Origin of the sequence: Devosia sp. MC1541, from assembly GCF_012847305.1 — a bacterium.
Taxonomy (GTDB): Bacteria; Pseudomonadota; Alphaproteobacteria; order Rhizobiales; family Devosiaceae; genus Devosia.
Window position 1 is genome coordinate 17330 of record NZ_JABBDZ010000005.1, and the last position, 24709, is coordinate 42038.

Annotated in this window: 24 protein-coding genes; 8 read left to right on the forward strand and 16 right to left on the reverse strand. The window is 58.4% G+C overall.

Translation table 11 applies throughout. The features are described 5' to 3' along the window. Positions 1 to 26 precede the first annotated feature (26 nt). The 4 genes from glgC to glgX are packed head-to-tail and all read left to right on the forward strand — an operon-like array spanning position 27 to position 6393. Entirely contained in the window at positions 27 to 1298 is a 1272-nt protein-coding gene (gene glgC, locus HKD40_RS07380; protein ID WP_169195100.1) for a glucose-1-phosphate adenylyltransferase, read from the forward strand. Beyond that, positions 1298 to 2758 carry a glycogen synthase GlgA gene (glgA, locus tag HKD40_RS07385; protein ID WP_169195261.1) on the forward strand — a complete coding sequence of 487 codons (1461 nt, stop codon included), beginning with the start codon at positions 1298 to 1300 and terminating at the stop codon, positions 2756 to 2758. Before glgC ends, glgA begins: the two co-directional genes overlap by 1 nt. Next, a complete protein-coding gene (locus HKD40_RS07390) occupies positions 2739 to 4373 on the forward strand; it encodes an alpha-D-glucose phosphate-specific phosphoglucomutase (protein ID WP_169195101.1) in 1635 nt (544 codons plus the stop codon). The genes glgA and HKD40_RS07390 overlap by 20 nt, the downstream gene beginning before the upstream one ends. Beyond that, complete coding sequence (gene glgX, locus HKD40_RS07395; RefSeq protein ID WP_248305961.1) at positions 4258 to 6393, forward strand: glycogen debranching protein GlgX; 2136 nt, start codon at positions 4258 to 4260, stop codon at positions 6391 to 6393. Before HKD40_RS07390 ends, glgX begins: the two co-directional genes overlap by 116 nt. Here glgX and HKD40_RS07400 read toward each other — a convergent pair. The 15 genes from HKD40_RS07400 to HKD40_RS07470 form a co-directional block, all read right to left on the reverse strand. After that, positions 6390 to 6854, reverse strand: coding sequence for a GNAT family N-acetyltransferase (locus HKD40_RS07400; protein ID WP_169195102.1), 465 nt, complete (start codon positions 6852 to 6854; stop codon positions 6390 to 6392). The genes glgX and HKD40_RS07400 overlap by 4 nt on opposite strands. After that, positions 6854 to 7486, reverse strand: a complete 633-nt coding sequence (ureG, locus tag HKD40_RS07405; RefSeq protein ID WP_169195103.1) for an urease accessory protein UreG — start codon at positions 7484 to 7486, stop codon at positions 6854 to 6856. Before ureG ends, HKD40_RS07400 begins: the two co-directional genes overlap by 1 nt. 16 nt (positions 7487 to 7502) lie before the next feature. Next, positions 7503 to 7934, reverse strand: a complete 432-nt coding sequence (locus HKD40_RS07410) for a DUF3995 domain-containing protein (RefSeq protein WP_169195104.1) — start codon at positions 7932 to 7934, stop codon at positions 7503 to 7505. Further along, the gene (locus tag HKD40_RS07415; protein WP_169195105.1) at positions 7931 to 8587 is read right to left on the reverse strand and encodes an urease accessory protein UreF; all 657 of its coding nucleotides are present in this window, start codon (positions 8585 to 8587) and stop codon (positions 7931 to 7933) included. Before HKD40_RS07415 ends, HKD40_RS07410 begins: the two co-directional genes overlap by 4 nt. Further along, positions 8584 to 9060 carry an urease accessory protein UreE gene (locus HKD40_RS07420; RefSeq protein ID WP_169195106.1) on the reverse strand — a complete coding sequence of 159 codons (477 nt, stop codon included), beginning with the start codon at positions 9058 to 9060 and terminating at the stop codon, positions 8584 to 8586. Before HKD40_RS07420 ends, HKD40_RS07415 begins: the two co-directional genes overlap by 4 nt. 19 nt (positions 9061 to 9079) lie before the next feature. Continuing rightward, complete coding sequence (locus tag HKD40_RS07425; RefSeq protein ID WP_169195107.1) at positions 9080 to 9661, reverse strand: hypothetical protein; 582 nt, start codon at positions 9659 to 9661, stop codon at positions 9080 to 9082. A 96-nt stretch (positions 9662 to 9757) separates the two neighbouring features. Continuing rightward, entirely contained in the window at positions 9758 to 10342 is a 585-nt protein-coding gene (locus HKD40_RS07430; protein ID WP_169195108.1) for a hypothetical protein, read from the reverse strand. A gap of 18 nt (positions 10343 to 10360) precedes the next feature. Beyond that, entirely contained in the window at positions 10361 to 10789 is a 429-nt protein-coding gene (locus tag HKD40_RS07435; RefSeq protein ID WP_248306612.1) for an MliC family protein, read from the reverse strand. 85 nt (positions 10790 to 10874) lie between these two features. After that, a complete protein-coding gene (locus HKD40_RS07440) occupies positions 10875 to 11990 on the reverse strand; it encodes a methyltransferase domain-containing protein (RefSeq protein ID WP_169195110.1) in 1116 nt (371 codons plus the stop codon). A 60-nt stretch (positions 11991 to 12050) separates the two neighbouring features. Continuing rightward, complete coding sequence (gene ureC / locus HKD40_RS07445; RefSeq protein WP_169195111.1) at positions 12051 to 13760, reverse strand: urease subunit alpha; 1710 nt, start codon at positions 13758 to 13760, stop codon at positions 12051 to 12053. Positions 13761 to 13858: 98 nt separating this feature from the next. Then, positions 13859 to 14278 (reverse strand): hypothetical protein, encoded by a 420-nt coding sequence (locus tag HKD40_RS07450; protein WP_169195112.1) that lies wholly within the window; start codon positions 14276 to 14278, stop codon positions 13859 to 13861. A 50-nt stretch (positions 14279 to 14328) separates the two neighbouring features. After that, positions 14329 to 14634 carry an urease subunit beta gene (locus HKD40_RS07455; RefSeq protein ID WP_169195113.1) on the reverse strand — a complete coding sequence of 102 codons (306 nt, stop codon included), beginning with the start codon at positions 14632 to 14634 and terminating at the stop codon, positions 14329 to 14331. Between the two features lie 9 nt (positions 14635 to 14643). Further along, positions 14644 to 15219 carry a HupE/UreJ family protein gene (locus tag HKD40_RS07460; protein WP_169195114.1) on the reverse strand — a complete coding sequence of 192 codons (576 nt, stop codon included), beginning with the start codon at positions 15217 to 15219 and terminating at the stop codon, positions 14644 to 14646. Between the two features lie 9 nt (positions 15220 to 15228). After that, entirely contained in the window at positions 15229 to 15531 is a 303-nt protein-coding gene (locus tag HKD40_RS07465) for an urease subunit gamma (protein WP_169195115.1), read from the reverse strand. 9 nt (positions 15532 to 15540) lie between these two features. Then, complete coding sequence (locus HKD40_RS07470) at positions 15541 to 16383, reverse strand: urease accessory protein UreD (RefSeq protein ID WP_169195116.1); 843 nt, start codon at positions 16381 to 16383, stop codon at positions 15541 to 15543. 75 nt (positions 16384 to 16458) lie between these two features. Between HKD40_RS07470 and HKD40_RS07475 the strand changes: the two genes are divergently transcribed. From HKD40_RS07475 to HKD40_RS07490, 4 genes are all read left to right on the forward strand, one after another. Beyond that, entirely contained in the window at positions 16459 to 16806 is a 348-nt protein-coding gene (locus tag HKD40_RS07475; protein ID WP_169195117.1) for a hypothetical protein, read from the forward strand. 397 nt (positions 16807 to 17203) lie between these two features. Then, positions 17204 to 18115: a hypothetical protein gene (locus HKD40_RS07480; protein ID WP_169195118.1), complete on the forward strand. Its 912-nt coding sequence runs from the start codon at positions 17204 to 17206 to the stop codon at positions 18113 to 18115. Positions 18116 to 18545: 430 nt separating this feature from the next. Next, positions 18546 to 20720, forward strand: a complete 2175-nt coding sequence (locus tag HKD40_RS07485) for an FdhF/YdeP family oxidoreductase (protein ID WP_349236794.1) — start codon at positions 18546 to 18548, stop codon at positions 20718 to 20720. Positions 20721 to 20831: 111 nt separating this feature from the next. Further along, on the forward strand, positions 20832 to 22424 hold the full coding sequence (locus HKD40_RS07490; RefSeq protein WP_169195119.1) for a GGDEF domain-containing protein: 1593 nt from the start codon (positions 20832 to 20834) through the stop codon (positions 22422 to 22424). A gap of 32 nt (positions 22425 to 22456) precedes the next feature. Here HKD40_RS07490 and HKD40_RS07495 read toward each other — a convergent pair whose 3' ends face one another. Beyond that, on the reverse strand, positions 22457 to 24631 hold the full coding sequence (locus HKD40_RS07495; RefSeq protein ID WP_169195120.1) for an AI-2E family transporter: 2175 nt from the start codon (positions 24629 to 24631) through the stop codon (positions 22457 to 22459). Positions 24632 to 24709 lie beyond the last annotated feature (78 nt).

Here is a 24709-nt window from a genome sequence, read left to right on the forward strand (position 1 = left end):
TGCCGGGCTTGAGGAGGGAGACTACTATGGCTGAATATCGGGTCCCGTCGCCTTTAGCTCGTGAGGCGATGGCCTATGTGCTGGCTGGGGGGCGAGGCACGCGGCTTATGGAATTGACGGATCGCCGCGCTAAGCCAGCTGTGTACTTTGGCGGCAAGTCGCGCATCATCGATTTCGCGCTGAGCAATGCGATCAACTCCGGCATCCGACGCATTTCGGTGGCAACGCAATATCAGGCGCATAGCTTGATCCGCCACTTGTCGCGCGGCTGGAACTTCTTGCGCACGGAGCGTAACGAGAGCTTTGACGTGCTGCCCGCATCGCAGCGCGTGGCGGAGGACATGTGGTACGCTGGCACGGCCGACGCCGTGTATCAGAACATGGACATCATCGAGGATTATGGCGCGCGCTATATCGTCATTCTGGCGGGCGACCATATCTACAAGATGGACTATGAAATCATGCTCCGTCAGCACGTCGATACCGGCGCTGATGTGACCATTGGTTGCCTCGAAGTGCCGCGTATGGAAGCCCAGGGCTTCGGCGTGATGCGCGTTGATGGGCGCGACCGCGTGGTCGATTTCGTCGAAAAGCCGAAGGACCCGCCGGGCATTCCTGATCGCCCAGACATGGCGCTGGCCTCCATGGGGATTTACGTGTTTGAGACGCGTTTCCTAATGGAGCAATTGCGTCGCGATGCGGCGACGGAAGGCTCAAGCCGCGACTTCGGCAAGGATATCATTCCTTACATCGTCAAGAACGGTACGGCATGGGCGCATCGGTTCAATCGCTCCTGCGTCCGCTCGAGCAATGAGAAGGTCGCTTACTGGCGTGACGTGGGCACGGTCGACGCCTATTGGAAGGCCAATATCGATCTGACCGACATCACCCCGCAGCTTGATCTTTATGATCGTGACTGGCCGATCTGGACCCACGCCGAAATCACCCCGCCCGCTAAGTTCGTGCATGATTATGACGGGCGTCGGGGCTCGGCGGTGAATTCTCTGGTGTCAGGGGATTGCATTATTTCAGGCGGGCATGTGCAGCGCACGCTGTTGTCCACCGGGGCGCGCGTCCATTCCTATTCGGTGCTTGATGAGGCGGTGGTGCTGCCCTATTGCGAAATCGGGCGGAATGCTCGCTTGCGCAAGGTGGTTATCGACCGCGGCGTGAGTGTTCCCGAAGGACTTGTCGTGGGCGAAGACCCGGAATTCGACGCCAAGTATTTCAGGCGAACTGAAGAAGGGGTCACGCTCGTGACGCAGGCCATGATCAACAAATATCTGGCGGATAGATGATCGAAGTTCTCTCGGTCACGGCGGAGATTTATCCGCTGATCAAAACGGGCGGGCTGGCGGACGTCGCCGGCGCGCTCCCTGCCGCTTTGGCTGAACAGGGCGTGACCATGCGCACGCTGGTGCCGGGTTATCCCGCCATTATGGCCAAGATGACCGATGGTCGGGTCGTGGCCAGTTTCGACGATTTGTTTGGCGTCAAGGCCAAGCTCATCGCCGGGCAAGCGGCAGGGCTCGATCTCATCGTTCTCGATGCGCCAGCGCTCTATGACCGACCGGGGAACCCCTATCTCGGGCCTGAAGGCTGGGATTGGCCGGATAATTGGAAACGCTTTGCGGCCCTGTCTTGGGTCGCGTCGGAGCTGGGCGCGGGGCTGGTTGAGGCCTATCGCCCGCAGGTCATCCATTGCCATGATTGGCAGGCAGGTCTTGTTCCGGCCTATGTAAAATTCGGTCCGGCATCGTCCGTTAAGACGGTTATGACCGTTCATAACATGGCGTTTCAGGGCAATTTCGGTGGTGAAATTTTTGGCCAGTTGCGCCTGCCGCCTCATGCCTTCGCCGTCGATGGCGTCGAATATTATGGCGGCGTGAGCTATCTCAAAGCGGGCATTGAATGCGCTGACTTTGTGACCACTGTTAGCCCGAGCTATGCCGCTGAAATCCGTACCCATGAGTTTGGCATGGGGCTTGAGGGCATTCTCAACAATCGCCCATCGACGGTGGACGGCGTGCTCAATGGCATTGACCTTGGGGCTTGGAACCCGGCGACCGACCCGGCGCTGACGCAGAATTATTCTGCCAATACGATCCAGTATCGCAAGGCGAACAAGACCAAGTTGCAGGAGAGCTTCGGCCTCAACAAGAGCGATGGGCCGCTGTTTGCAGTGGTGTCGCGCCTGACCTGGCAGAAGGGCATCGACCTGATCGCCGCCAATATCGATATGATGGTGGCGGCGGGGGCGCAGCTGGCTGTGCTGGGCTCAGGCGAAGTGGGGCTGGAGAACGCCATTCGGGCTGCCGCGCAGCGCCACCCGGGCAAGGTCGGGCTCGTGACCGGTTACAACGAAGCGCTCAGCCATCTCATTCAGGGCGGGGCCGATGTGATGATGGTGCCCTCACGGTTTGAACCCTGCGGTCTGACGCAGCTCTATGCGCTGCGCTACGGATGTATTCCGCTAGTGGCGCGGGTGGGCGGTCTCAATGATACCGTAATCGACGCCAATGTGGCGGCGCTCTCCGCCGATGTTGCGACGGGCGTTCAGTTTTCGCCGCCGAGCGAAGGGGCATTGGCAAACGCCATCCGCCGCACGCTGGCGCTCTACGCCGATGAAAAATCTTGGAAGAAAATGCAGAAGCGCGGGATGAAGTCGGAGGTGAGCTGGCAAGCAAGCGCACGCCGCTACGCCCAACTCTACGCTTCGCTGATCGGATATAAGCTCGATGACAATTCAGACGATTAAGACAACGCCGTATCAGGATCAGAAGCCGGGGACGTCCGGGCTGCGCAAGCGGGTCACCGTCTACAGCCAACCGAACTATGTCGAGAACTACATTCAGGCGATCTTCGATAGCCTTGAAGGTTTTGCAGGGCAGACGCTGGTGATCGGTGGGGATGGTCGTTTTTTCAACGACGTCGCCATTCAGAAGGCGATCCGCATCGCGGCGGCAAATGGCTTTGGCAAGGTGCTTGTCGGGCAGGGCGGTCTGCTCTCTACCCCGGCAGCAAGCCATGTGATCCGCCACTATAAGGCGTTTGGCGGCCTCGTCTTGTCGGCGTCGCACAATCCGGGCGGGCCGGATGGTGATTTCGGCATCAAGTACAACATTGGCAATGGTGGTCCGGCGCCGGAGAAGATTACCGACGCGGTTTATGCGCGCTCGAAGGTAATCGACAGCTATAAGAGCATCGACGCGGCGGACATTGATCTCGGCACGACTGGCACCCAGAAAGTGGGTGACATGGTGGTGGAGGTGATCGATCCGGTTGCCGACTATGCCAAGCTGATGGAGAGCCTTTTCGACTTCGACGCGATCCGCGCGATGTTCAAGGGCGGCTTCCGCATGACTTTTGATGCGATGTCGGCGGTCACGGGCCCCTATGCGCACAAGATCATTGAGGACATGCTGGGTGCGCCCAAGGGCACGGTTATCAATGGTACGCCGTCGCCGTCGTTTGACGACGGGCACCCCGATCCGAACCTTGTGTACTGTAAGGACATGCATGACCTGCTGATGACCGATGCAGGGCCAGATTTTGGTGCGGCTTCAGATGGTGACGGGGACCGTAACCTCATCATCGGCAAGAAGCGGTTTGTCACGCCTTCGGACTCGCTGGCGCTGCTGGCGGCCAATGCGCATTTGGCGCCGGGCTATAAGAAGGGCATCGCGGGGATTGCTCGCTCCATGCCGACGAGTGCGGCGGCGGATCGTGTGGCCGAGAAGCTCGGCATTGAAATGCATGAGACGCCAACGGGCTGGAAGTTCTTCGGCAATCTGCTTGATGCTGGCCGCGTGACCATTTGCGGCGAGGAAAGCGCAGGAACCGGCTCGGATCATGTTCGCGAGAAGGATGGCCTTTGGGCTGTGCTGCTGTGGCTGAACATTCTTGCCGTGCGTAAGCAGGGCGTCGATGAGATCGTGCGTGAGCACTGGAAGACCTACGGCCGCAATTATTACACCCGCCACGACTATGACGAGGTTGATGCTGGGATTGCCAACACGCTGGTTGATGATCTGCGCGCCAAGCTGCCGGGTCTGGTCGGTCAGGTGTTGGGCGATGATCTGCAGGTCGCCTATGCCGATGACTTTAGCTATCTCGATCCTGTCGATGGTTCGACCAGCGCCAAGCAGGGTGTGAGGATCGGTTTTACGGACGGGTCGCGATTGGTCCTGCGTTTGTCAGGAACCGGGACCGTTGGTGCCACGTTGCGTCTCTATATTGAACGCTATGAGGCAGCCGATGGAAACCACGATCTCGACACTCAAGTCGCCCTTGCAGAACTTATCGGGATCGCAGATGCCATCGCAGGAATCCGGAGCCGAACTGGACGGGACGCTCCCACCGTTATCACCTAATCTGGCTCTCGCATCGAAGCCTGAACTGGTGCCGGGTGCTGGTCGTATCGAGCACCTGGGCGCAACCGTGACCGCTGACGGAGTGAACTTTGCCGTTTACTCCGAAAGCGCCACGGCGATCTGGGTTTGTCTGTTCAATGAACTGGACGAAGAGATCGAGCGCTTTGAGCTTGATGTTCATCAGGACAACATCAGGGCGGCATTGATCGCCAATATTGGACCCGGAGCGCGCTATGGCTTGCGCGCAGACGGGCCGTATGAGCCCGATCAGGGCTTTTTCTTTGATCCCAACAAGCTGCTCGTTGACCCCTATGCGCGGATTTTGGATCGGGTGTTTGTGCGCTCGCCAAAGCTACGTCTGGAACGTGACGAGGCGGTGGATACCGCTCCGCTGGTGCCCAAGGCGATTGTGCCGGGGGCGAGCAATGAGCCGGCCGTGCCACGCAAGAAGGCGCCGAGCCTTTATTACGAACTCAATGTTCGTGGCTTCACCATGCGCCACCCCAGCGTGCAGGGACCGTTGCGCGGCACTATTGCGGCGCTGACAACCAAGTGGGTGGTCGACCATTTCAAGCATATCGGCGTCGATACGATCCAGCTTATGCCGACAGCGGCCTGGATTGACGAGGGGCACCTTCCGGCGCTCGGGCTGACCAATGCCTGGGGCTATAATCCCGTGGCCTATTTTGCCGTTGATCCGCGCCTCGCGCCGCGTGGGCCGCAAGAGCTGCGGGTGATGACGGACACCTATCGCAAGGCCAATATCTCGGTGATCCTCGACGTGGTCTATAACCACACCGGGGAGGGCGACCAGCAAGGGCCGATCCTCTCGATGATGGGGCTTGATCCGCAGACCTATTATCGCTTCGTGGAAGTTGATGGGAAGAAGCACCTCGTCAATGACACGGGCACGGGCAATACGCTGCGCTGTGACCATCCGGCGGTGCAGCGGTTGGTGATCGACAGCCTGCGTTACTATGTCGAGGAATGCGGGGTTTCCGGCTTCCGCTTTGATCTGGCGACCGTACTCGGGCGTGATCCGGGATTTAACCCGGACGCGGAGATGCTGCGCAAGATCAAGCAAGATCCGGTGCTGTCCAAGTGCATTCTGGTGGCTGAGCCGTGGGATCCGGGTCCGGGTGGCTATGCGGTGGGTCAGTTCGGCAAGGAGTTTGCCGAGCATAACGACACTTATCGCGACGAAATCCGTGGCTTCTGGAAGGGCGAGAGCCATGCCTTGGGCGCACTTGCCGGGAAGGTTTCGGGCTCGGCTGAGATTTTTGACGTGGCAGGGCGCAAGCCGAGCCACGGGGTCAATATGCTGGCCGTGCACGACGGGTTCACCCTGAGGGATTTGGTGAGCTACCACGACAAGCACAATGAGGCGAACGGGGAAGAGAACCGCGACGGGCACAGCCATAATCTGTCGTGGAACTGCGGCGTCGAAGGCGAAACGGACGACGCGGGGATTATCGCGGCGCGGAAGCGCGATGTGCGGGCCATGCTGGCGACGCTGTTCTTCTCGCGCGGCGTGCCGCTGATCCAGCAGGGCGATGAGATGTATCGCACCCAGCATGGCAATAATAATGCTTATGCGCAGGACAATGAGATTACTTGGGTCGATTGGGACAATGTCGACGGGGACCTCGTCAACTATGTCGCCGCGCTCAATCATTTCCGCCGGGATCACGTGGCCATCCATCACGACCACTTCCTGACCGGGCACGACAAGAATGGCGTGCGCGATGTGGTGTGGATGCACCCTGATGGTCGCGAAATGAATGAGGGCGACTGGAACGACAGCAGCGCTTCGGTGCTCGGCCAGCATTTGCGCCACAAGGATGATGAGGTGATCATCTGGTACAATCGCAAGATTGAACCCGTTGTCGCCCACATTCCAGAAGGCGAGTGGGCGGTGGGTATTCAGTCCGATACGAATGCGGATGTGCCGTTTTCAGGCGCTACGGTGACCCTGCCGCCGCGTTCGGTGGTGGTGCTCGTTCGGCCCGCCGCAGGCTAATCAAGCACTTCGATCATGCCCAAGCCCGCGTAGAACTTCTGCGCGGGTTTGTTTTTGCGTTCGACCTTGAGGTCAACGTGAGAGAGGCCGCGCGCGGCGAATAGCGCGAAGGTTTCGGCCATGAGCAAGGTGCCGATGTTCTGACGGCGATACTCTGGGGCGACCACCAGGTCTTTGACGAAGCCTGAGGTCCAGCTTTGGATGTAGCCCGCGACCGTGCCGTCAGGTCCGAGCGCGAGGATCGCTAATGCGGGATCGTATTCTTCGTCGGTAGACAGCGCTGCATACCAAGCTGAGCAGGGCTTTGCGATGTCGCGGAAGGTTGCCTTGAGGAGCTTATGGACTGCTTCAGGAGGGACGTGGGACAGCGTCGCCTTTACGAGGCCTGTCGGCCAGCTGGGGGCGGGAATGGGAGCGATCAGCGCCTTACGCAATCTGAGGTAGGGCGCTGCGCTTTTCATTACTCGGCTGCCTCGGCGGCGAAGCCACCGTGCTTTTCGATAAAGCCGATGATTTGGTCGAGGCTTTCACGACGCAGCAGGTCGGTGAAGACATAGGGGCGGCCGTCGCGGATTTTTTGCGTGTCACTGTCCATTACCGCAAGGCTGGCGCCGACATAGGGCGCTAGGTCGGTGTGGGTGATGACCAGGAGGTCGGAGCGCGAAATGGCTGGCCCTCCCTTGCGCGGGATCTTTTCTCCCTGCGCGACGGAGATCACGTAGATGGTGAGATCCGCAAGATCGGGTGAGAAGGTTGCCGCGAGGTTGTCGCCGCCACTCTCGATTAGAATGATGTCGAGATCGGGGAATTTTTCGTTGAGCGCGTCGATGGCGGCGAGGTTGAGCGAGGCGTCCTCGCGGATGGCGGTGTGCGGGCAGCCACCGGTTTCAACGCCAACGATGCGATCCTCGGAGATGGCCTGAGCCCGGGCGAGGATCAGCGCGTCTTCTTGGGTGTAGATGTCATTGGTCACGACTGCCATGGAATAGCGGTCGCGCATGGCCTTGAGGAGCATCTCGCACAAGGTGGTTTTGCCCGAGCCTACCGGTCCACCAATACCAATGCGAAGGGGACCGTGTAGGCTTTTGGACATTGCGTGCTCCGAGAGACTAGATGAGGCGAAGGAGGATGAGCGAGAGGAAGCCCAGCCCAATAAACAGGCAGAGTGGCGAATATACGCGCTTGTCGTTGAGACGGAAAATGGGTTCGGCGGTTATGGCTTGCCACTTCGGCGTGTAGCCAACGATGCCGCGGGCCAGGAAGATAACGGCAATGACGCCGCCGACAAGGTTGAGATTGGTGCCGCCACCGTCATGGTCGGCCATGGCGAGGGCGATGAAGGCTGCATAGAAAGTGCCGATGGCAACGGCCAAGGTCAGCAATGGGTTTGGCATTTTCTCAACGCCAGTAAAGCCGACGACGGTTTGCGCAAGTAGTTTGCGGTTCTTCAAGGGCCAGGACAGGCCGACGCCCCAGACGAAGTGGGAGACGGAGATCGCCAAGAGGGCGATACAAACAAAAGCGGCAATCAACATGCTCATGATCGGAATATCCTCGTGCCCAGAGTCTCGTGCTGCATCTGTGCGATGTCTGCGCAATAGGCTACCGAACCGATATCGTCCAGTGTTGCTGCCAAGCAAATTTCGGCCAATTTGAGAATTCTGGGTTCGAGGCTGGCCATGATGGCGAGGCCATCGTTCTGACCGATCGGGACGAGGCGCACGGCGACAGACACTTGGCTGTGCACTGTGCTGGTGAGGAAGGCGGTAATTGTGGCTAGGGCGTCGATGCCGTGTGCACCGGCTGTTGCCCCTATCGCGATGGGATAGGGACAGGGTTTGGGCAGGGCGAGAGGGCTTTCGGTCGGCCAGGCGGCGCTCGCCAGCACGAAGGCGTTGCCGGTTAGGACCGTCTCGGCGTGGCGCTCCCGCGCTGGGGTGAGGGCCAGGCACAAGTCGGCCAAGTCGCGCAGTGTCGCCTGATCGGCATGAGAGCGATGGGCATGCGCGAGCAGGATCGCATCGGTCTTGATGCCGCCGTGATCGAGAGTGGCGGCTACCCATTCCTCTGTCGTGGCGCGATCTCCAACTGTGCCCTGCACAATGGCTGTTTCGAGACCAGCCGACCAAGCAAATGCGCCCACAGGGAAGGCCGGGGACAACCAAGTCAGGAGCTTTTGCAGGTCTGAGGTCATGAGCGTTTGGCGAGGAGGGCGTGGCCTGCATCGGCATGCGCGTGGCTGTGATAAGCGCCGTGCTCAGCGAAGAAGGGCTCGCTCACATTGGTGACTGTCGCGCCTAAGCCTTCGAGCATGGTTTTGAGGACGTGGTCGCGCTGGATCAGGATGCGTGTTTCTTCAAGTTGGGCGGGGGTATGGCGATTGCCAATATGCCAGCCCAGACGGATGAGGTGGGTGGGGTCTTTGGCCCGAATTTCGTAGAGAAGTTCCTCGGCCGGAATAATGCTGACGGTGCGGCCGTCGTCCAGCAAGAGCAGGCTGGTGTGATCAAGGGTTGTGGTTTGCGGCAGGTCAATGAGGACTTCATCGCCTCCAGAGAGGCGCAATACCTTGCGCCGCAGGCGACGCTCAGAGTGTTCGAGCTTTATGCTGTCATAGGGCGGGGTGGCTGACGGATCGGAGGGGATGATGTCGGTCACTCGGCGCATGAACTTTCCTCGTCGTGAGCTAGCCGTTGAAGTACTTGCTCATCAGATAGGCTTGATAGACGAAATGCAGCCCCACGATCGTGAGATGGAGGGCGCGATTGCTACTGTAACACGCAATCAAAGCAACAATGATGCCAGTTCCGGCCTGCACGGCATAACCATCGCCAAAGCGTGCGCTGTAGACCCCGCCTTTGATGGCGTTGTCGATAACGTCGAAGATGGCAACGACGGCGAAGAGACCGAAGAACCAACGACGGCGTTTGAGGAAGAAGTCCTCGTAGCCAGAATATTCAGAAATGTGGTCGGGCGCGAGAATGGTGGCGATGAGAACGAGCAGCATCGCATAGATGACGAGGAAACCTGTAACGCCGAAGGTCCACTCGTGAACTGAGTAGAGGGAGAGTTCCCACCACCAGAAGAGCACCAGCTCGATGATCATGGAGAACACCCAGAGCATGTGCAGGAGTGAGGATCTTGCGCGCTTGGGGTGCTGAATGATGCCAGCGACGGTCATGATCAAACGGGCGAGACCCAGGCCGATCACTGTGCCGAGAAGTACTCGGACGTGGAGGAATATTTCGGAAGACGTCAAGTGTTCCATGGTTATCCTTGCGGCATGGCTCAATGCACGAGAGCTATATACCCAAGGACCAAGCCTAATGGCTTAGTATTGAACATTTATTATTTTGTCTGAGCGCTAGATTGTTTCAATCGCGTAGAAGAAGCTCACAATGGCCAAGCCCAGCATATGCAGCGTGATAATGGTGTAATGGACACGCCTCTTCTTCGATATCCATCCAGCGAGGCCTAGAACGATAAAGACGCCGCCAACAATCAGGTCGGCCGGTTCCAACTGTTCTTTTGGCGCTAGGAAGATTGTATCCAAGATATCAAAGACTTGGCTTGCGATGAAGAAGCCAAAGAACCAGTGGCGCCGCTCAATGAAGAATTCCTGATAGCCACCATGGTCTGGTGCTCTGTCTGAGGTTAGCAGAGCGGTCTGCATATAGAGCACGATCGCATAGCCGACATAGAAGGCGAAATAGCCGAAGTTCCAATGCGGCAGCAGAACCAGTTCAATGTGGATATACCAGAATAGGGCCAGCTCAACGAGCATGGCCCCGAGCCACAGCAGGTGGAGCAGCGATCTGGTGTGGGTCTTCGGTGTTTGAATGATATTGGCGAAGGTGAGAAGGGTCCGGGTGATCCCCAGACCGATCACCATGCCAATCACGATGCGGGTATGAGCGAAGAGGTCGACAGTGTGGCTTTCTAAGTCCATCGCCTCCCCCTCCGGTTTTTATGGAGTGTTTACGACAGCGGTGCAGCTGAGGAGTGGGTCACTATCCTCATCCTGCATCAGGTCTCGCAAGGTCGCGTCATCCCCTGTGCTCCACCATTCATATGGACCGGCGACATATCGCGCCCCCGAGCCAGATAGGGTGGTGACCATCACCAGATTTGCGCCATCTACCGGCACGATTGCGAGGAAGTTCGGCGCGGCATTGATATATTGAACGGGCAGGGTGACGCCGTTCTCGCAGGCATAGCTGACCATTTTCCGGTCAATATCGCCTGCGGTATCAATCGAGATGGTCAGCGAAACGCCAGCCGTGTTGAGCGCGGGAGCTGTCGCTGCGGGAACTTCTTCAGGGGCCACAGCGTCTTGGCTGAGAACCGCGCCAGTGCTGGCCAAGATAAGGCCGATGGCCGAAATTATGCGGATCACTGTCAAGGAACTCTCCAATCACGCGGTTGATGCGAATAGCCCAATCACGGACATACAATCATGGCTATTCGTGGATTAGACAAGTTCAGTTTCGTCGGCAAATATAGACTTCGCCGGGGATTGGTTTTTCGTGTTCGAGCCGGATCGTGTGATGCTGTTGGTCCAGCACAGCGAGCCCATTGGCGGCCAAGCACGAGCGGATGTACTGAGACGAGTGGGCGAAACGCCCGCTCGACCGGATGATTATTCCTGTGTCGTCCGCGGCTTCGGTGGTGAAGACGAAGAGACCCTTTGGGCTGAGTTTTGCGGCTACGGCTTGGAACAAGTCTTCGGCGGGGCCGATGTAGATGAGTAGATCAAGTGCGGCTATGAGGTCATAGCTCGATGCCAGCTCGGCACTTGCTTTGAGCGCGTCGACGCAGTCGCCGGTGGTGAGGGTTCGGTAGAGGCCCCGTTCTGTCGCCTTCTCAATCATACGGGGCGAGAGATCGACGCCGTCGATTGCTGCATATTTGCCTTTGAGCGCCTCTGCGATGAGCCCGGTGCCGCAGCCGAGGTCGAGTACCGATGCGAAGGGGCTGTAGGGCGTTACGGCCTCGGCCACAATTTCAGGAATGCGGTAGTGCAGCGCGCCCGTTAGGTGCTGGTCGAACATGGGCGCGTAGCTGTCGAAGAGATTTGTGACATAGGTCCGATCTGGCTGGCGCGCGTCTGACAGCGCCGACAGCATATGGCGGGCATAGCTGTTGGCCGGGTTTTGCTTGGCGACCGAGCGGAAGAGCTTGAAGGCGTCGCTCGAGCGGTCTTGGGCAAGATAGGCGTCGGCCAGATCGCAGGAGATCTGCGCGTCTTTGGGGCGGAAGACGAGGGCGCGCTCAAGCGCCTTTTCAGCGGCTTTGAAATTGCCGCGAGCGATGAGCGCGGTGGCCCAAGCGTGCAGCCGCATGGCATTGACTGGCCCGAGCGCAACGGCGCGTTCAAAGCAGGTTTCAGCAATATCGAAGGCGGTTGTTTGGAAGGCGACGCGGCCCATGATGTCATGGGCCTCTGTCAGCTCTGGCGCGATGCGGGTGAGCTCAAGGCTGAGCGGGGCGGCGCGTTTCCAATCATTGGCGGCGGTAAGCTGTTGCAGCGCCGTGAGGAGTTCTTGGGCTCGCAGCGCCTGTACGGGATTCTTGGGGAATCCTTTGGACTTAGACATGGCTCACCTCCCTCGCAACGGCAGCAATGTGCGGCAGCGAGGGGGGAGTGTCAAACAGACTTAGAAGAGAAAATACCGTTGTGCCATAGGGAGTACGGTTGCGGGCTCGCAGGTGAGCAAGACGCCATTGGCCCGCACTTCATAGGTCTCAGGATGCACTTCGATGTTCGGGGTCGCGGTGTTGAGCTTCATCGCGGCTTTGCCGATGCCCCCACGCGTGTTGGAGACCGGAAGAAGCTGTTTGTCGACGCCGAGGCGGTTGCGCAGCCCAGCGTCGTGTGCGGCTTGTGAGATGAAGACGACCGAGGAACGCGACGCCAGTTTGCCGTAGGCCGCAAACATGGGGCGATAGTGCATCGGTTGCGGTGTTGGGATGGACGCGTTTGGGTCGCCCATGGGCGCTGCTGCAATCGAGCCGCCGAGCAGGATCATTTCAGGTTTGACGCCGAAGAAGGCTGGGTTCCAGAGGACGAGGTCGGCGCGCTTGCCGACTTCGATTGAGCCGATGTGCTGGCTCATGCCGTGGGCGATGGCTGGATTGATGGTGTATTTAGCGATGTAGCGGCGGACGCGATAATTGTCGTTATCGCCGGTTTCTTCCGGCAGGCGACCGCGCTGGCGCTTCATTTTATCGGCGGTTTGCCAGGTGCGGATCAGCACTTCGCCGACGCGGCCCATGGCTTGGCTGTCGGAGGAAATGATCGAGAGGGCGCCCATGTCGTGCAGAATGTCTTCGGCCGCGATGGTTTCCTTACGGATGCGGCTTTCGGCGAAGGCGACGTCTTCCGGGATCGATTGATCGAGGTGGTGACACACCATGAGCATGTCGAGATGCTCGGCAATGGTGTTGACCGTGTAGGGACGGGTCGGATTGGTCGAGGAGGGAATGACGTTGGGCAGGCCCGCGACTTTGAGAATGTCCGGAGCGTGACCGCCGCCCGCGCCTTCGGTGTGGAAGGCGTGGATGGTGCGGCCTTTGAAGGCGCCGACCGTGTCTTCGACAAAGCCAGATTCATTGAGCGTATCGGTGTGGATCATCACCTGCACGTCGTAATCGTCAGCGACTGAGAGGCAATTGTCGATGGTGGCGGGGGTGGTGCCCCAGTCTTCGTGCAGCTTGAGGCAGGAAGCGCCGGAGAGGATCATTTCTTCGAGCGGGGCGGCAACGGCCGCATTGCCCTTGCCAGCGAGAGCAAGGTTCATCGGGAAGGCGTCGAAGCTTTCGATCATGCGTTCGATGTGCCAAGCGCCAGTGCACGTCGTGGCGAGCGTGCCATGAGCCGGGCCGGAGCCGCCGCCGAGCATGGTGGTGACGCCGCTCATCAGCGCTTCTTCGATCTGCTGGGGGCAGATGAAGTGGATATGGGCGTCCATGCCCCCCGCAGTGAGGATTTTACCCTCGCCGGCGATCGCCTCTGTTGAAGGGCCGATGATGATGTCTACGCCCGGCTGGGTGTCCGGATTGCCCGCTTTGCCAATGCCGGAGATGACGCCGTTCTTGAGGCCGACATCGGCTTTATAGATGCCGGTGTGATCGACGATCAATGCGTTGGTGATGACAGTATCAACGGCGCCCTGAGCGCGGGTGCGCTGCGATTGGCCCATACCATCACGGATGACTTTACCGCCACCGAATTTGACCTCTTCGCCATAGGTGGTGAAGTCCTTCTCCACCTCAATGAAGAGTTCCGTATCCGCCAACCGGACTTTATCGCCGGTGGTCGGGCCGTACATGTCGGCATAGCTGGCGCGCGAGATACGTGCTGGCATTTTATGTCCCGTATGAGCCCGGAACAGAAGCTTCCCAAGGCTCAGATTGGCCGGTTTGGCGGCTGAAAACAAGAGAGCTGGCTTGCGCCAGCTCTGATTTAATTCACGGTCGTGTCTTTGAAGGTTTCGTAGAAGGTGATCGCTTCATCGATGATGTCGTCGAGCAAGGGCTCGCCCTGCGCGATGTGTGGGTCTTTGCGCTGGGTCGCGGCCACGAGGGCGGTGGAGAGCGTTTGGATGGCGTAGGCCTGTTTGCTCAAGCCTTCGGCATGGGCCTTTTCGCCCTGCTGCTGGAACGTCAGGAGCAAGGCGTCATATTGCTCACGAGTGCACGCGGCCTTCGCTTCGCTCCATTTTTTGTGTCCGAGACCTTCAGAGACGGTGAGCGCGAGAGAGCCAATCATGGCCATGGCTTCGCCGTCGTTGAAGCCATTTTCCTTCAAGTCCTCGATCACGGCAATGAAATGACGCTTGAAGAACGCTTCTTTATTGTTTTCGTTGATTGTTTCCTGGGTCATTTTCTTTGCCGGTCGTGTGCAGCGCACATCGAGTTAAAGGAGTTGGGCGTTTACAGGGCGCCCATGACGGATTGGCGAAAGCCATAGATTTTGCGGTCGCCGGAGATTGGCACGAGTTTGACCTCTCGCGCCTGTCCGGGTTCGAAACGCACCGCCGTGCCCGCTGGTATGTCGAGGCGCATGCCACGCGCCTGCTGACGATCAAACAGCAGCCCAGGGTTCGTTTCGTAGAAGTGATAGTGCGAGCCAACTTGGATGGGCCGATCACCCGCATTTGCAACTTCGAGGGTGATCTGCACTGCGCCACGATTGAGCTCAATCTCGCCGCTTGCAGGAATGACTTCACCGGGGATCATCACGACTCCTTATGCAAATGCAAGCCACGCACCCGCGGATGCTGTGGCTGCGCCGACCAGACGCGTCGCAAGGGGAGCAGACAGTCGCGCAAACAACTGAGCGGCCCCAATACCGACGGCGTGCAAAATAGCAGTTGCGACAATAAAGCCTAGCGCGAATTGCGAAGCGCCTGCCGCACCCAATTCCCCACCATGCGCGTGGCCGTGGAAGAAGGCGAAGAAGGCGACAAGGCCAGCCACTGCGACTGGTGGAACGGGGAGGGCCAAGGCAATGCCGAGGCCGATGAAGATCACCGAGGCAAGAATGACCGGCTCAACCATGGGGAGGGGCATGCCGAGGATAGCTGTGAGGAAGCCGAGCGCCATGGTGCCAACGAACGCGGCTGGAACAAGCCAGATGGTGCGACCTGATTGCTGTGCCGCCCACAGCCCAACGGCTACCATGGCCAGGATATGGTCAAGGCCGAGCAGAGGGTGGCTGAAGCCTGCAGCGAAGGAGCCATGAGCCTCCGGGTCGAGATGGGCGAATGCCGGGACGGTAGCGATGGTTGTGAGGGCGAGGGCAAGAAGAAGGCGTTTGAGCATGGTACAGCCTTATCGGATGGGTTGATGCACGGTGACGAGCTTGGTGCCGTCGGGGAATGTCGCTTCGACCTGAATGTCATGGATCATCTCGGGAATGCCCTCCATCACCTGATCGCGGGTGATAACGTGAGCGCCCGCTTCCATGAGCTCTGAGACGGGGCGGCCATCGCGAGCGCCTTCGACCACGAAATCGGTGATCAGGGCGATCGCTTCGGGGTGGTTGAGTTTGACCCCACGCTCAAGGCGGCGACGCGCCACGATGGCAGCCATAGCAATGAGCAACTTGTCTTTTTCGCGAGGCGTGAGGTTCATGGGCGTTTCCTAGAGATGCCAAAGGCGGGGTAGGGTCCCGGTTGCGGTGAGATTTGCGAGGATAGGAACGATGTTTCGGCGCAATTCTATGCCTGAGGGCGCGGCCGCACGCAGGACTATGCGCTCGCCATTGGCCGATATGGCAGTGCGACTGTGTGGAGCGATGATGGCGCGGAGGCGGTCAGCGATACGGTCGGCTTCATCGCTGGTCTTGGTAATGTGTACAATCGAGGCGAAGGCGCGCGCTCCGGACAAGAGGGCGTTAGCATCGCGCTCTGCAGCAGTGCCGGTCAGTTTGGTGGCTTCGGCGTGGATCAGCCGCCCACAGCGATAGATCCGCCAGTTGTCGGAGAGCTCCGCGTCGCGAGCATCTTCGCCCATCGCCTCGCGACCGAGCAATATCGCTTCAATGGCGGTGAGGGTCGCTCCTTCGGCCAGATGTATGTTGAGGCGGCGGGAGAGCTTGCTGGCCTCAAACAGGATCGTCTCTTGCGGGAGCCAATCGAGATGGGCGTTTTGACCAACTTCAAGAGTGGTCTGGATACGGGCCGTTTGGCCGGTGGAGCGATAGCTGCGTTCGCAAGCTTGGGTGGTCAGAACGAGGTGGCCATCTGCTTCGACGGACGCTTCCCACTCAATTTGATCGCCACCGGTGATGCCGCCAGCGGTGTTGATGAGTACGGCTTCCAGCGATTGTGAATGAGTTTTTGGCAGGCGGATCTTGGCGCAGCCATCTTGGTACAAGCTGGCTAAATGCGTCCGACCGCCGAATTGTTTCGTCGAAACCCGGCCAATGCCGCGAGCTCGTTGAAGGTCAGCATAGATCAGTTTTTCTGCCGTGATCGCACTCATCGGAACGTTTTGACCGCACTACCATTTATCGGACGAGCAAGAGCTCTTGTACGAAACACCATACAGGACACTAAAATGCATATGAAATCAGCAATTTCAATTTTTGCACTAACTGTTGGCATGATGGTCGTTCCAGCGATGGCGCAAGACGCCAAGACCATCTCTGGTAATCCCGTGATTGAAGGCGATGTGGCTGCTGTGCAGGCCAAATGCGATGAAATCGCTCTCGCTGCAGGGGCTTCCTCAGAAATGAACTCGACTGATAAGAATACTCTGAGCGACGCTGCCGCTGGGGCGCTGCCGAATGCAGAGCCAACCGATGGCGACAAGCCGCCTGCCGAGGGTTTAGCTCAGGCCACAACCACGATTGATCTCAGCGGGATCACGCTTGAGCAGTGCAAGGACGGTGGTTGGGTTCAGTAACCCATCACACTCCGTTAAAAACGCCCGGTTTCGACCGGGCGTTTTTATTGGCATCTGCAGTTTCACGGTTTTACGGGATGTTTAGCGCCAGCGTGGCCTTCGGAAATCTACCAATCCCCGACCCAAAATAGGCTGGCGATCTGTCGGCCTGAAGAGGGTGAAGTGAGTGAGGCTGACGCTCCTTGCTCAGTTCCCAGGAGCGCGAAGTTTCGACTTCGCGCTCTTTTACTAAGGGTATAGTGAATTGAGAATTCAATCTGAATTGCATTTGAATTAAGTTGAATTGAGTGTCGTTACTCTTTGATTTCTGTGTTTTTAGCTTAGACCTTCGTGATGCAACATAAGTATTCATGCGGATTTATCCGTATAGCGTGTTTCGCGCTTACGGGAGTTGATCATGACGAAAATGGGCATTGTCCTACTGTCTGCGGCGCTGATGGTAGGATCGGTTATTCCGGCACATTCTCAGGGACTTTTGGGAGGTCTTCTTGGTGGCGGCGGAAGTGATAGCGGTGGCGGTGGCTTGCTCAGCGGTGTCACGGACACACTGAGCTCGGTCACCGAGACTGTTACCGGCGGTTTGGGCGGAGGCGGAGGCTCCAGCTCGGATTCCGGTGGTGGCCTCAATGTTGGCGGCCTCGTTGGCGTTAGTTCTGGCGATGCGGATACGGGGGCGTTGATTGACGTCGGTCTTGGTGGTGGCGGTGGCGGTTTGCTCGACGCCAACATCGGCAATGGCGCCGTTACGGCCAATGTGAACACTAGCGGTGGCATCAATGCAAATGTTGGTCTGGGTGGAACGACGCTTGTCGACGTTGGCCTGCTAGGGCCTGACGTGGTGAGTATCGGTATCCTTCCGGGTGGACCTGGAGGCCCTGGTGGTCCTGGCGGGCCGGGTACTCCCGGTAATCCGGGCAATCCGGGCGCACCTGGTGCTGGTGGCGGGATGCAGGTCATCAACTTTGGTGCGCTTGGCGCCGGCGGTTTAAACGGCAGCGGCGGCCCCGGTGCTGCAGGGATCGTCTGCAATGGCGTTTCGAGCGGTCAGCTCGCACAGATGATGCAGGGCACTAAGTTTGACGGTTGGAACCGTGCGAGCAATGTGCAGGTGCAGAAGGTCAATGTCTGTCCAGAACTGCGCAACTGGCTGAAGTCGGCCATGGCCCAGACCGGCATGGCCCCAAATCTTCAATATGCCGTTTCGGGGGATGCTCTGCTCAATGCTTCGCTGAGCCGTACCTCGCACAAGCCAGACCGAGTGTTTGCAGTTCATCGCAATGGCTCGCAGCTGACGATGTTCGTTTATTAAAAGAGCAAAACGGCAACAAAAGAGGGTCGGCCTATGGCCGGCCCTTCTCGGTTTTGTGGTCTTCAAAAAGGCAGCACAAAGCGCAGGAAATAGGCAGCAAAAGATTTTCGCGGCGATTTTGTTTGAAAATGCTTGCACAGGTTCAGAGCCTAGGTTTTTCTGATGGCGCACTAACCTTTTGGCCAATGGCGTGCAGGGCAATGAGCATGTAGCACTTGCCTCCACTGAGTTTTCAGTTACCCGGCTCGGGTGATAAGGGCGCCCGGGCTTAACGCCCCGATTTGTTCAACGGAGGGAACGGGAACAGATCGGGGCGGGTTTTCTTGAAAACCAAAATCATCCTCACTTCTCAAACTCGCGCAGCCAGCACTTGCGTCTGCCTCGTCAGGGCATGAGAATAGCCGACCTGTTTCGGGGGAGGGTAAGTTTCGTGGCCGATACCAGTGCAATTGTGGGCGGTGGCCCCAAGAAGGTGCTCTATACGCTCTCAACCATCGGCAAGATGGGGGTGGGCAAAGCCACCAAGGCACTGACGGCCAAGAACACCTGCAAGGCTTGCGCCTATGGCATGGGTGGCCAGCACGGCGGCATGACCAACGAACTCGATGAGTTTCCATCGGTTTGCAACAAGAGTGTGCAGGCGCAGTCGACCGATATCCAGCCCGCCATTCCACATCCAATATTTGAACACAGCATTGCCGAGTTGGGCGAGCTGACCGGCAAAGAAATGGAACATCTGGGGCGTTTGGGGACGCCGTTGTTCCGTCGCGCCGGATCAGACAGGTTTGTCCCGATTGATTGGGACACTGCGCTTGAGCATGCAGCACACCGTTTGGCCGAGACCGACCCGCGGCGCACCTTCTTTTATTCGTCCGGCCGCAGCTCGAATGAGGCGGGGTTCCTGTTCCAATTGCTGGCGCGGGCCTATGGAACCAACAATGTCAACAATTGCTCCTATTATTGCCATCAGGCGACCAGCGAGGGCCTTGCGACGACAATCGGCAAGGGCACGGCAACCGTTGAATTAGAGGATTTGACCGGGACCGATTTGATCTTTGTCATCGGGGCCAATCCATCGTCTAACCACCCGCGCTTTATTCATATGCTCAAGAACTGCCGCGTGCGGGGCGGGCAGGTGATTGTGATCAACCCGGCCAAGGAGCCGGGTCTGGTCAAGTTTGCGGTGCCGAAATCGCCGATGTCCATGCTCAAGGGCGGGAGCGATATTGCGTCAGACTATTTGCAGCCGCGCATCGGCTCGGACATCGCGCTGTTCAAGGGACTGGCTAAGGCCGTGCTTGAGCAGGGGACCGAGGACGCGGATTTTATTCGAGCCCACGGTGCTGATTTCGAGGTTTTCAGGAGCGATCTTGAGGCACTGAGCTGGGACGAGATCGTTTCGGCCTGCGGGATTGCACGAGGAGAGATCGAACGTGTGGCGGCCAATTATGGGCGAGCCAAACACGCGGTTTTTGCCTGGGGCATGGGGATGACCCACCATGTTCATGGCGTTGCCAATGTTGAGGCGATTTCAAATCTTGCTCTGGTGCGCGGCATGTTGGGCAAACGCTTCGCGGGCCTGTTGCCACTGCGCGGGCACTCCAATGTGCAGGGCATCGGCACGATTGGTGTGAAGCCTGTTTTGGCCAAGGATGTGTTGGCCAAAATGGAGGAGGCTTTTGGCGTCACCTTCCCTGAGGAGAAGGGGCTCGACACCATGGCGTGCATGAAGCGCGCCGAGGCGGGGGAAATTGATGCCGCTGTGATTATGGGCGGCAATCTGTGGGCGGCGACGCCAGACACAGCGTTTTCCAGCCGGGCCATGGGCAATATTGGGTTCAAGCTGTTTCTGACTACCACGCTCAATCAGGGCCATGTTCATGGGCTGGGCGATGGTGAGGTGATGATCTTGCCGGTGACGGCGCGCGACGAAGAATGGGAACCGACAACGCAAGAGTCGATGTTCAACTTCGTTCGCCTCTCGGATGGCGGCATAGAACGCATCGAGACTGTGCGACCAGAAAGCTGGATTTTGGGGCAATTGGGACAGCGGATATTGCCCGGCAGTCCAATTGATTTTGACGGCTTTTCCAAGCACAGCAAAATTCGCGACGCCATTGCTGCCATTGTTCCGGGCATGGAGGGCTTGGCCGATATTGATGTCGCTAAGCGCGAATTCCATATCCAGAACCGGGTCATGCACACGCCTAGTTTCGGCACGGTGGATGGCAAGGCGCATTTTGTGGTGACGCCAATTCCGGCGATGAGGTCAGATCAGTTGATTCTCGCGACCGTGCGCAGCGAGGGGCAGTTCAATTCCATTATCTATGAGGAAGAGGACAGCTATCGCGGCAAGTCGGGGCGCTATTCGGTGTTTCTTAATGCGCAAGACATGGCGCGTTTTGGGGTCAGCGAAGGGGAGCGAATTGCCGTTTCTTCAGAGGCCGGCGAGATGGTGGGCTTTGCCACCAGCTTTGATCTGCCGGCAGGAAGCGCCATGGCTTATTACCCCGAGGCCAATGTGCTCGTGGGGACGGAAGTTGATCCGCGCAGTAAGACGCCCGCTTTTAAATCAGTTCCGATTAGCATTCGGCCGGTATTGTAGAGAAGTATTTTAGTAGCGCAGACAGTCTCTTGTCATCTGATGTAGATTTTTGATTTTTATTTCTAAATTTATTTACATAAGTCGGTCAGGTTAGCTCTATCGGAGGGTTTATTGAACGACGTTTCAAACAAGCAGCTGGTAGAGCTCGCCCGAGAGTGTTGGGACCATGGACGTGTTGGCCGCTCGTTCGAGGGGCTGGAGCAAGCGCGCGTGTTGCTGACACAGGCCCAAGCTGCAGGCGACCTCGAGGCTGAGGCGGAATGCAACCGGTGTATCGGATGGTTCTGCTTGCAGCTGGGCTATCCTCACGAAGGCATGCAGGCCGCGGACGCTGCCCGCAATTATTTCTCGCAGACGGAGAACGATTGGGGCCATGCCCTGTCTCTGGCAGTTTACTCGTGGCTGATTTTGGAATTGGGCCTGAGCGACATTAGCTTTGAGACCGCCAGTGAGGCTGTGGTTATCGCCTCGCGAACGGCTGATCCTGCACTTCATGCGTTCGCGCTGAATTGTAAGGCCGTAGCGCTGGTCATCTGCAATGAGAGAGCCTTGGCATCGCAGATGCTGAAAGAGGCGCTTGATCTCGCCTATGCGTCCGGCGACGAGAGCACGATTGCCCTGACGTTGGTCAACCGATCTTACGCCACCCTCTCGGCAATATTGGTCGCCGACAAGATCGATCCCGGTATGAATGGCGAGCAGGTCATCGATGATGCGACCAGAACCCTAAGGGCTGCCGCCGATGTGTCGCGGGCCGCCGGTGACCTTTGGAATTTGTCGGTGGCGCTGTGTAACAGTGCAGAACTGTTGGCGTATTGCGGCCACTTCGACCGGGCGCTGAAAGATTTAGTGGAAGCTGAGACCTTGCCTGGCAAGCATGGCCCGCGAGCGCGAACGCATATGCTCTACACAAGGGGCGAGGTGTTTCGGAATATGGGGCGCATTGACGAGGCGCTTGCCGCTTATGTCGAGTCCGAGCGGATCGCATCGCAACATTCCATCAGTGATCAGATCGTTCAAAGCTTGCAGCGCTTGGCTGATATTTGGGAGCTCAAGGGCGATTTCGCACGCGCCTTGTCGTTCCATCGCAGTTTTCATGCGGCCTATATCCGGCAGAGTGATGATCGGACGCGGCAACGCGCTGTCGTGGTCGATATGCAGTTGACGAACGACAAATTGCGCAAGCGAACGGAAGAGCTTGAGATGCAGGCGGGTGTCGATCCGCTCACGGAGATCCCGAATAGGCGTGCGTTTAACAGTGCCTTCGAGACCATCGGCCATGAGAAGTCGTCGTTAGCCATCCTCGACATCGACCACTTCAAACTCGTCAACGACCAATACTCGCATATTGTCGGGGATGAGGTTCTGCGTAGGGTCGCACAACTGCTGCGCACGATCGATCCGGCCATGCGGCCTTACCGCATCGGGGGCGAAGAGTTCGGACTGCTATTTCCAAATGTGTCGTTGGAAGCTGCGGCGCCACTTGCCTGGCAAATTACGGCCGCTGTGCGGGATACGGACTTTAGTGATCTGGCCCCGGGATTGAAGGTCACGGTGAGCATTGGCCTGGTTGAGACGGGCATTTTGAGCGGACCACAGCTGCTGGCAGAGGCGGACAGGCGGCTCTATGTTGCCAAGAAGGCCGGGCGTGATCAGGTCATTGCAGATGGCCGTTCGTCCGTCGCCGCGCTGCCGGCGGAGTAGTGCCCGCTGTTACGCGGGCACTGGGATTGTTGCTAAGCGAAGTTTTCGACGAGCTTTGTGGCCTCTTGTCTGAGGCGTGCGAGATCGTCTTCGGTGAAGCCCTCGTGTGGCTCATAATCCAAGAGGACCAGTGCGCCGAGCGGGGTGGTGCCGTTGGCGACCGTTAACGGGACTGCGGCGTAGAAGTCTATTCCATTGGTCACGAGATATGAGTTGTCGCCGATGCGTTCGTCAGGCGTAGCTGCGTGGACGATCAGTGGAGCGTTGTCGGTAACAACCAGCTGGGTGAGTTTGGCAGCATCGCCATCGTCGAGGTGACGATCATCATCGATCAGATTGATGAGCGCTGCTGGGACGCCGAAGCGCTCGGCAATCGCGTCAAGTTCCTGACCCAGAGCATCATCACCGCGACCAAGACCGGCGAAGGGTTGCGGTACTTCTTCCCAAGGCTCGATGCTTTTTGGTGTTGCGACTTCCGAGATGCCATCTACGGCGCTGTGGAAGTCGCGGTAGACGTTATCGACATGGAGCGATTCAGCGGTTTCGTCGGCGGCAAGCGCATTGGTGAGGATAGCTATGAGGCGCACATTGGGGCTCATGCGGCGAATACGGCGAGCGACATAGCGGCATTGAGCGCGCACATCGCGTCCCATGAACACCAGTACGAGGGTTTCGACCGGATCGAGGTCTAGCCGGCCAATGGATTCCTGACGGATGGCGCCGGGAGGAAGAATGGTGGCGGGAATGGTCCGCTCAGCCAGCTCTAGGCCGATGAGGCGTGCGGCTGCTTCGTCAATTTCGGTGCGGCCGCCGACGATGAGGACGGAGGCATTATCGGCAAACTCGTGCTCGAAGACGTCGGCGATGACGGTTTCAAATGAGGTGATGAGCTGGCGACGTTGGGGTAGGGACTCTGGGCGGTCTGATAGCTCGGTAGTCCCCAGACGCAGGGCCGGGAGCATGACATCGTCGATGAGCGCGGCACGGCCATTTTCTTCGAGATAGTCGTCGCTGAGATCAATCGCGTCTTCGGTGTCGCCTTTAAGCATGCGCTGGTAGAGGCGTTCGGCGGGCGAGAGCACGGGTTCACTGCCGAGAAGGGTTTCGAGGAATTGGAACTGCGGCAGGTGTCGCCCGATCACGACGAGACAGACGGTCATGGGTGTGGCGAGGATCAGGCCTACAGGACCCCAGAGCGTGGCCCAGAACATGGCGGAGAGCAGAATGGCCAGCGGGGAGACGCCCGTGCTGGTGCCATAGAGGCGCGGCTCGATGACATTGGCGGTGGTGAGGTCGATGATGAGGAAGAGGCCGACCGACATCAGCAACATGTTCCAGCCCGGATCGACCGCGAAGGCGAGGGCGAAGGGGAGCACGGCAACGATCAGCGCGCCAACGAAAGGGATGTAACGGAACAGCACGATCATCATGCCCCACAGAGGGGCGCTCGGCACGCCGATGAGCCAGAGGCCAATGCCAAAGATGACGCCGTAGGTGATGTTCACGCACAACTGGATGATGAGATAGCGGCCAACGCGACGGCTGGCGTCGGTGATGGCAAGGTTGGTGAGCGAATAGCGACCGGCGCTGACAAGGCGAATGAAGCGATCTTGCAGATCCGCACGGCCCATCAACAGGAAGATCAGGAAGACGGTGACGATGGCAATGGTCGCGACAGGGCCAACGATGGAGCCCATCACCGAGGTGACGATGCTGAGGGGGCCCAGTTCATTGGAGATGGAGACCGGGATCGGCTTCATCTGGCCGGTGACGGCTGGCGCGTCGCTACTGCCGCCGAAGCCTGCGTCGATATTGGAGATCATGCCATTGAACTGATCCAGCCAGGTCAGGCCGCTGAACTGGCTTTGCAGGCCTTCAATCTTACCTTGAATGGTCTGGCGATAGCCCGGCAGTTCTTGCGCCAGATGGGCGATTTGCGAGCCAGCGAGGAGCGCAAAACCGGCCAAAAGGGTCATGGCCAAAAGGACGGCCAAAATAACCGCGACAGGGTCGGGAAGACCCAGTCTGCGGTTGAGCATGGACACGACCGGGTTGAGGGCAAACGCGAGAAGGATCGCCAAAACCAGAGGAACAAAAATGCCTGCGCCGAAGAAAAGCAATGCGGCGATGAGGCAGAAAGTGGCGACACTTTCAAAAGCGGAGGGGCGACGTGAATGCGTCGCGGGAGGCGTTAGAAGTTCTGACATGCTGACAATCCCTAAGTGTCAGCATAACAAAGGCGTGATGACTTCGTTCCGCTTAATCTAAGTCAATTCTGGCGCGCC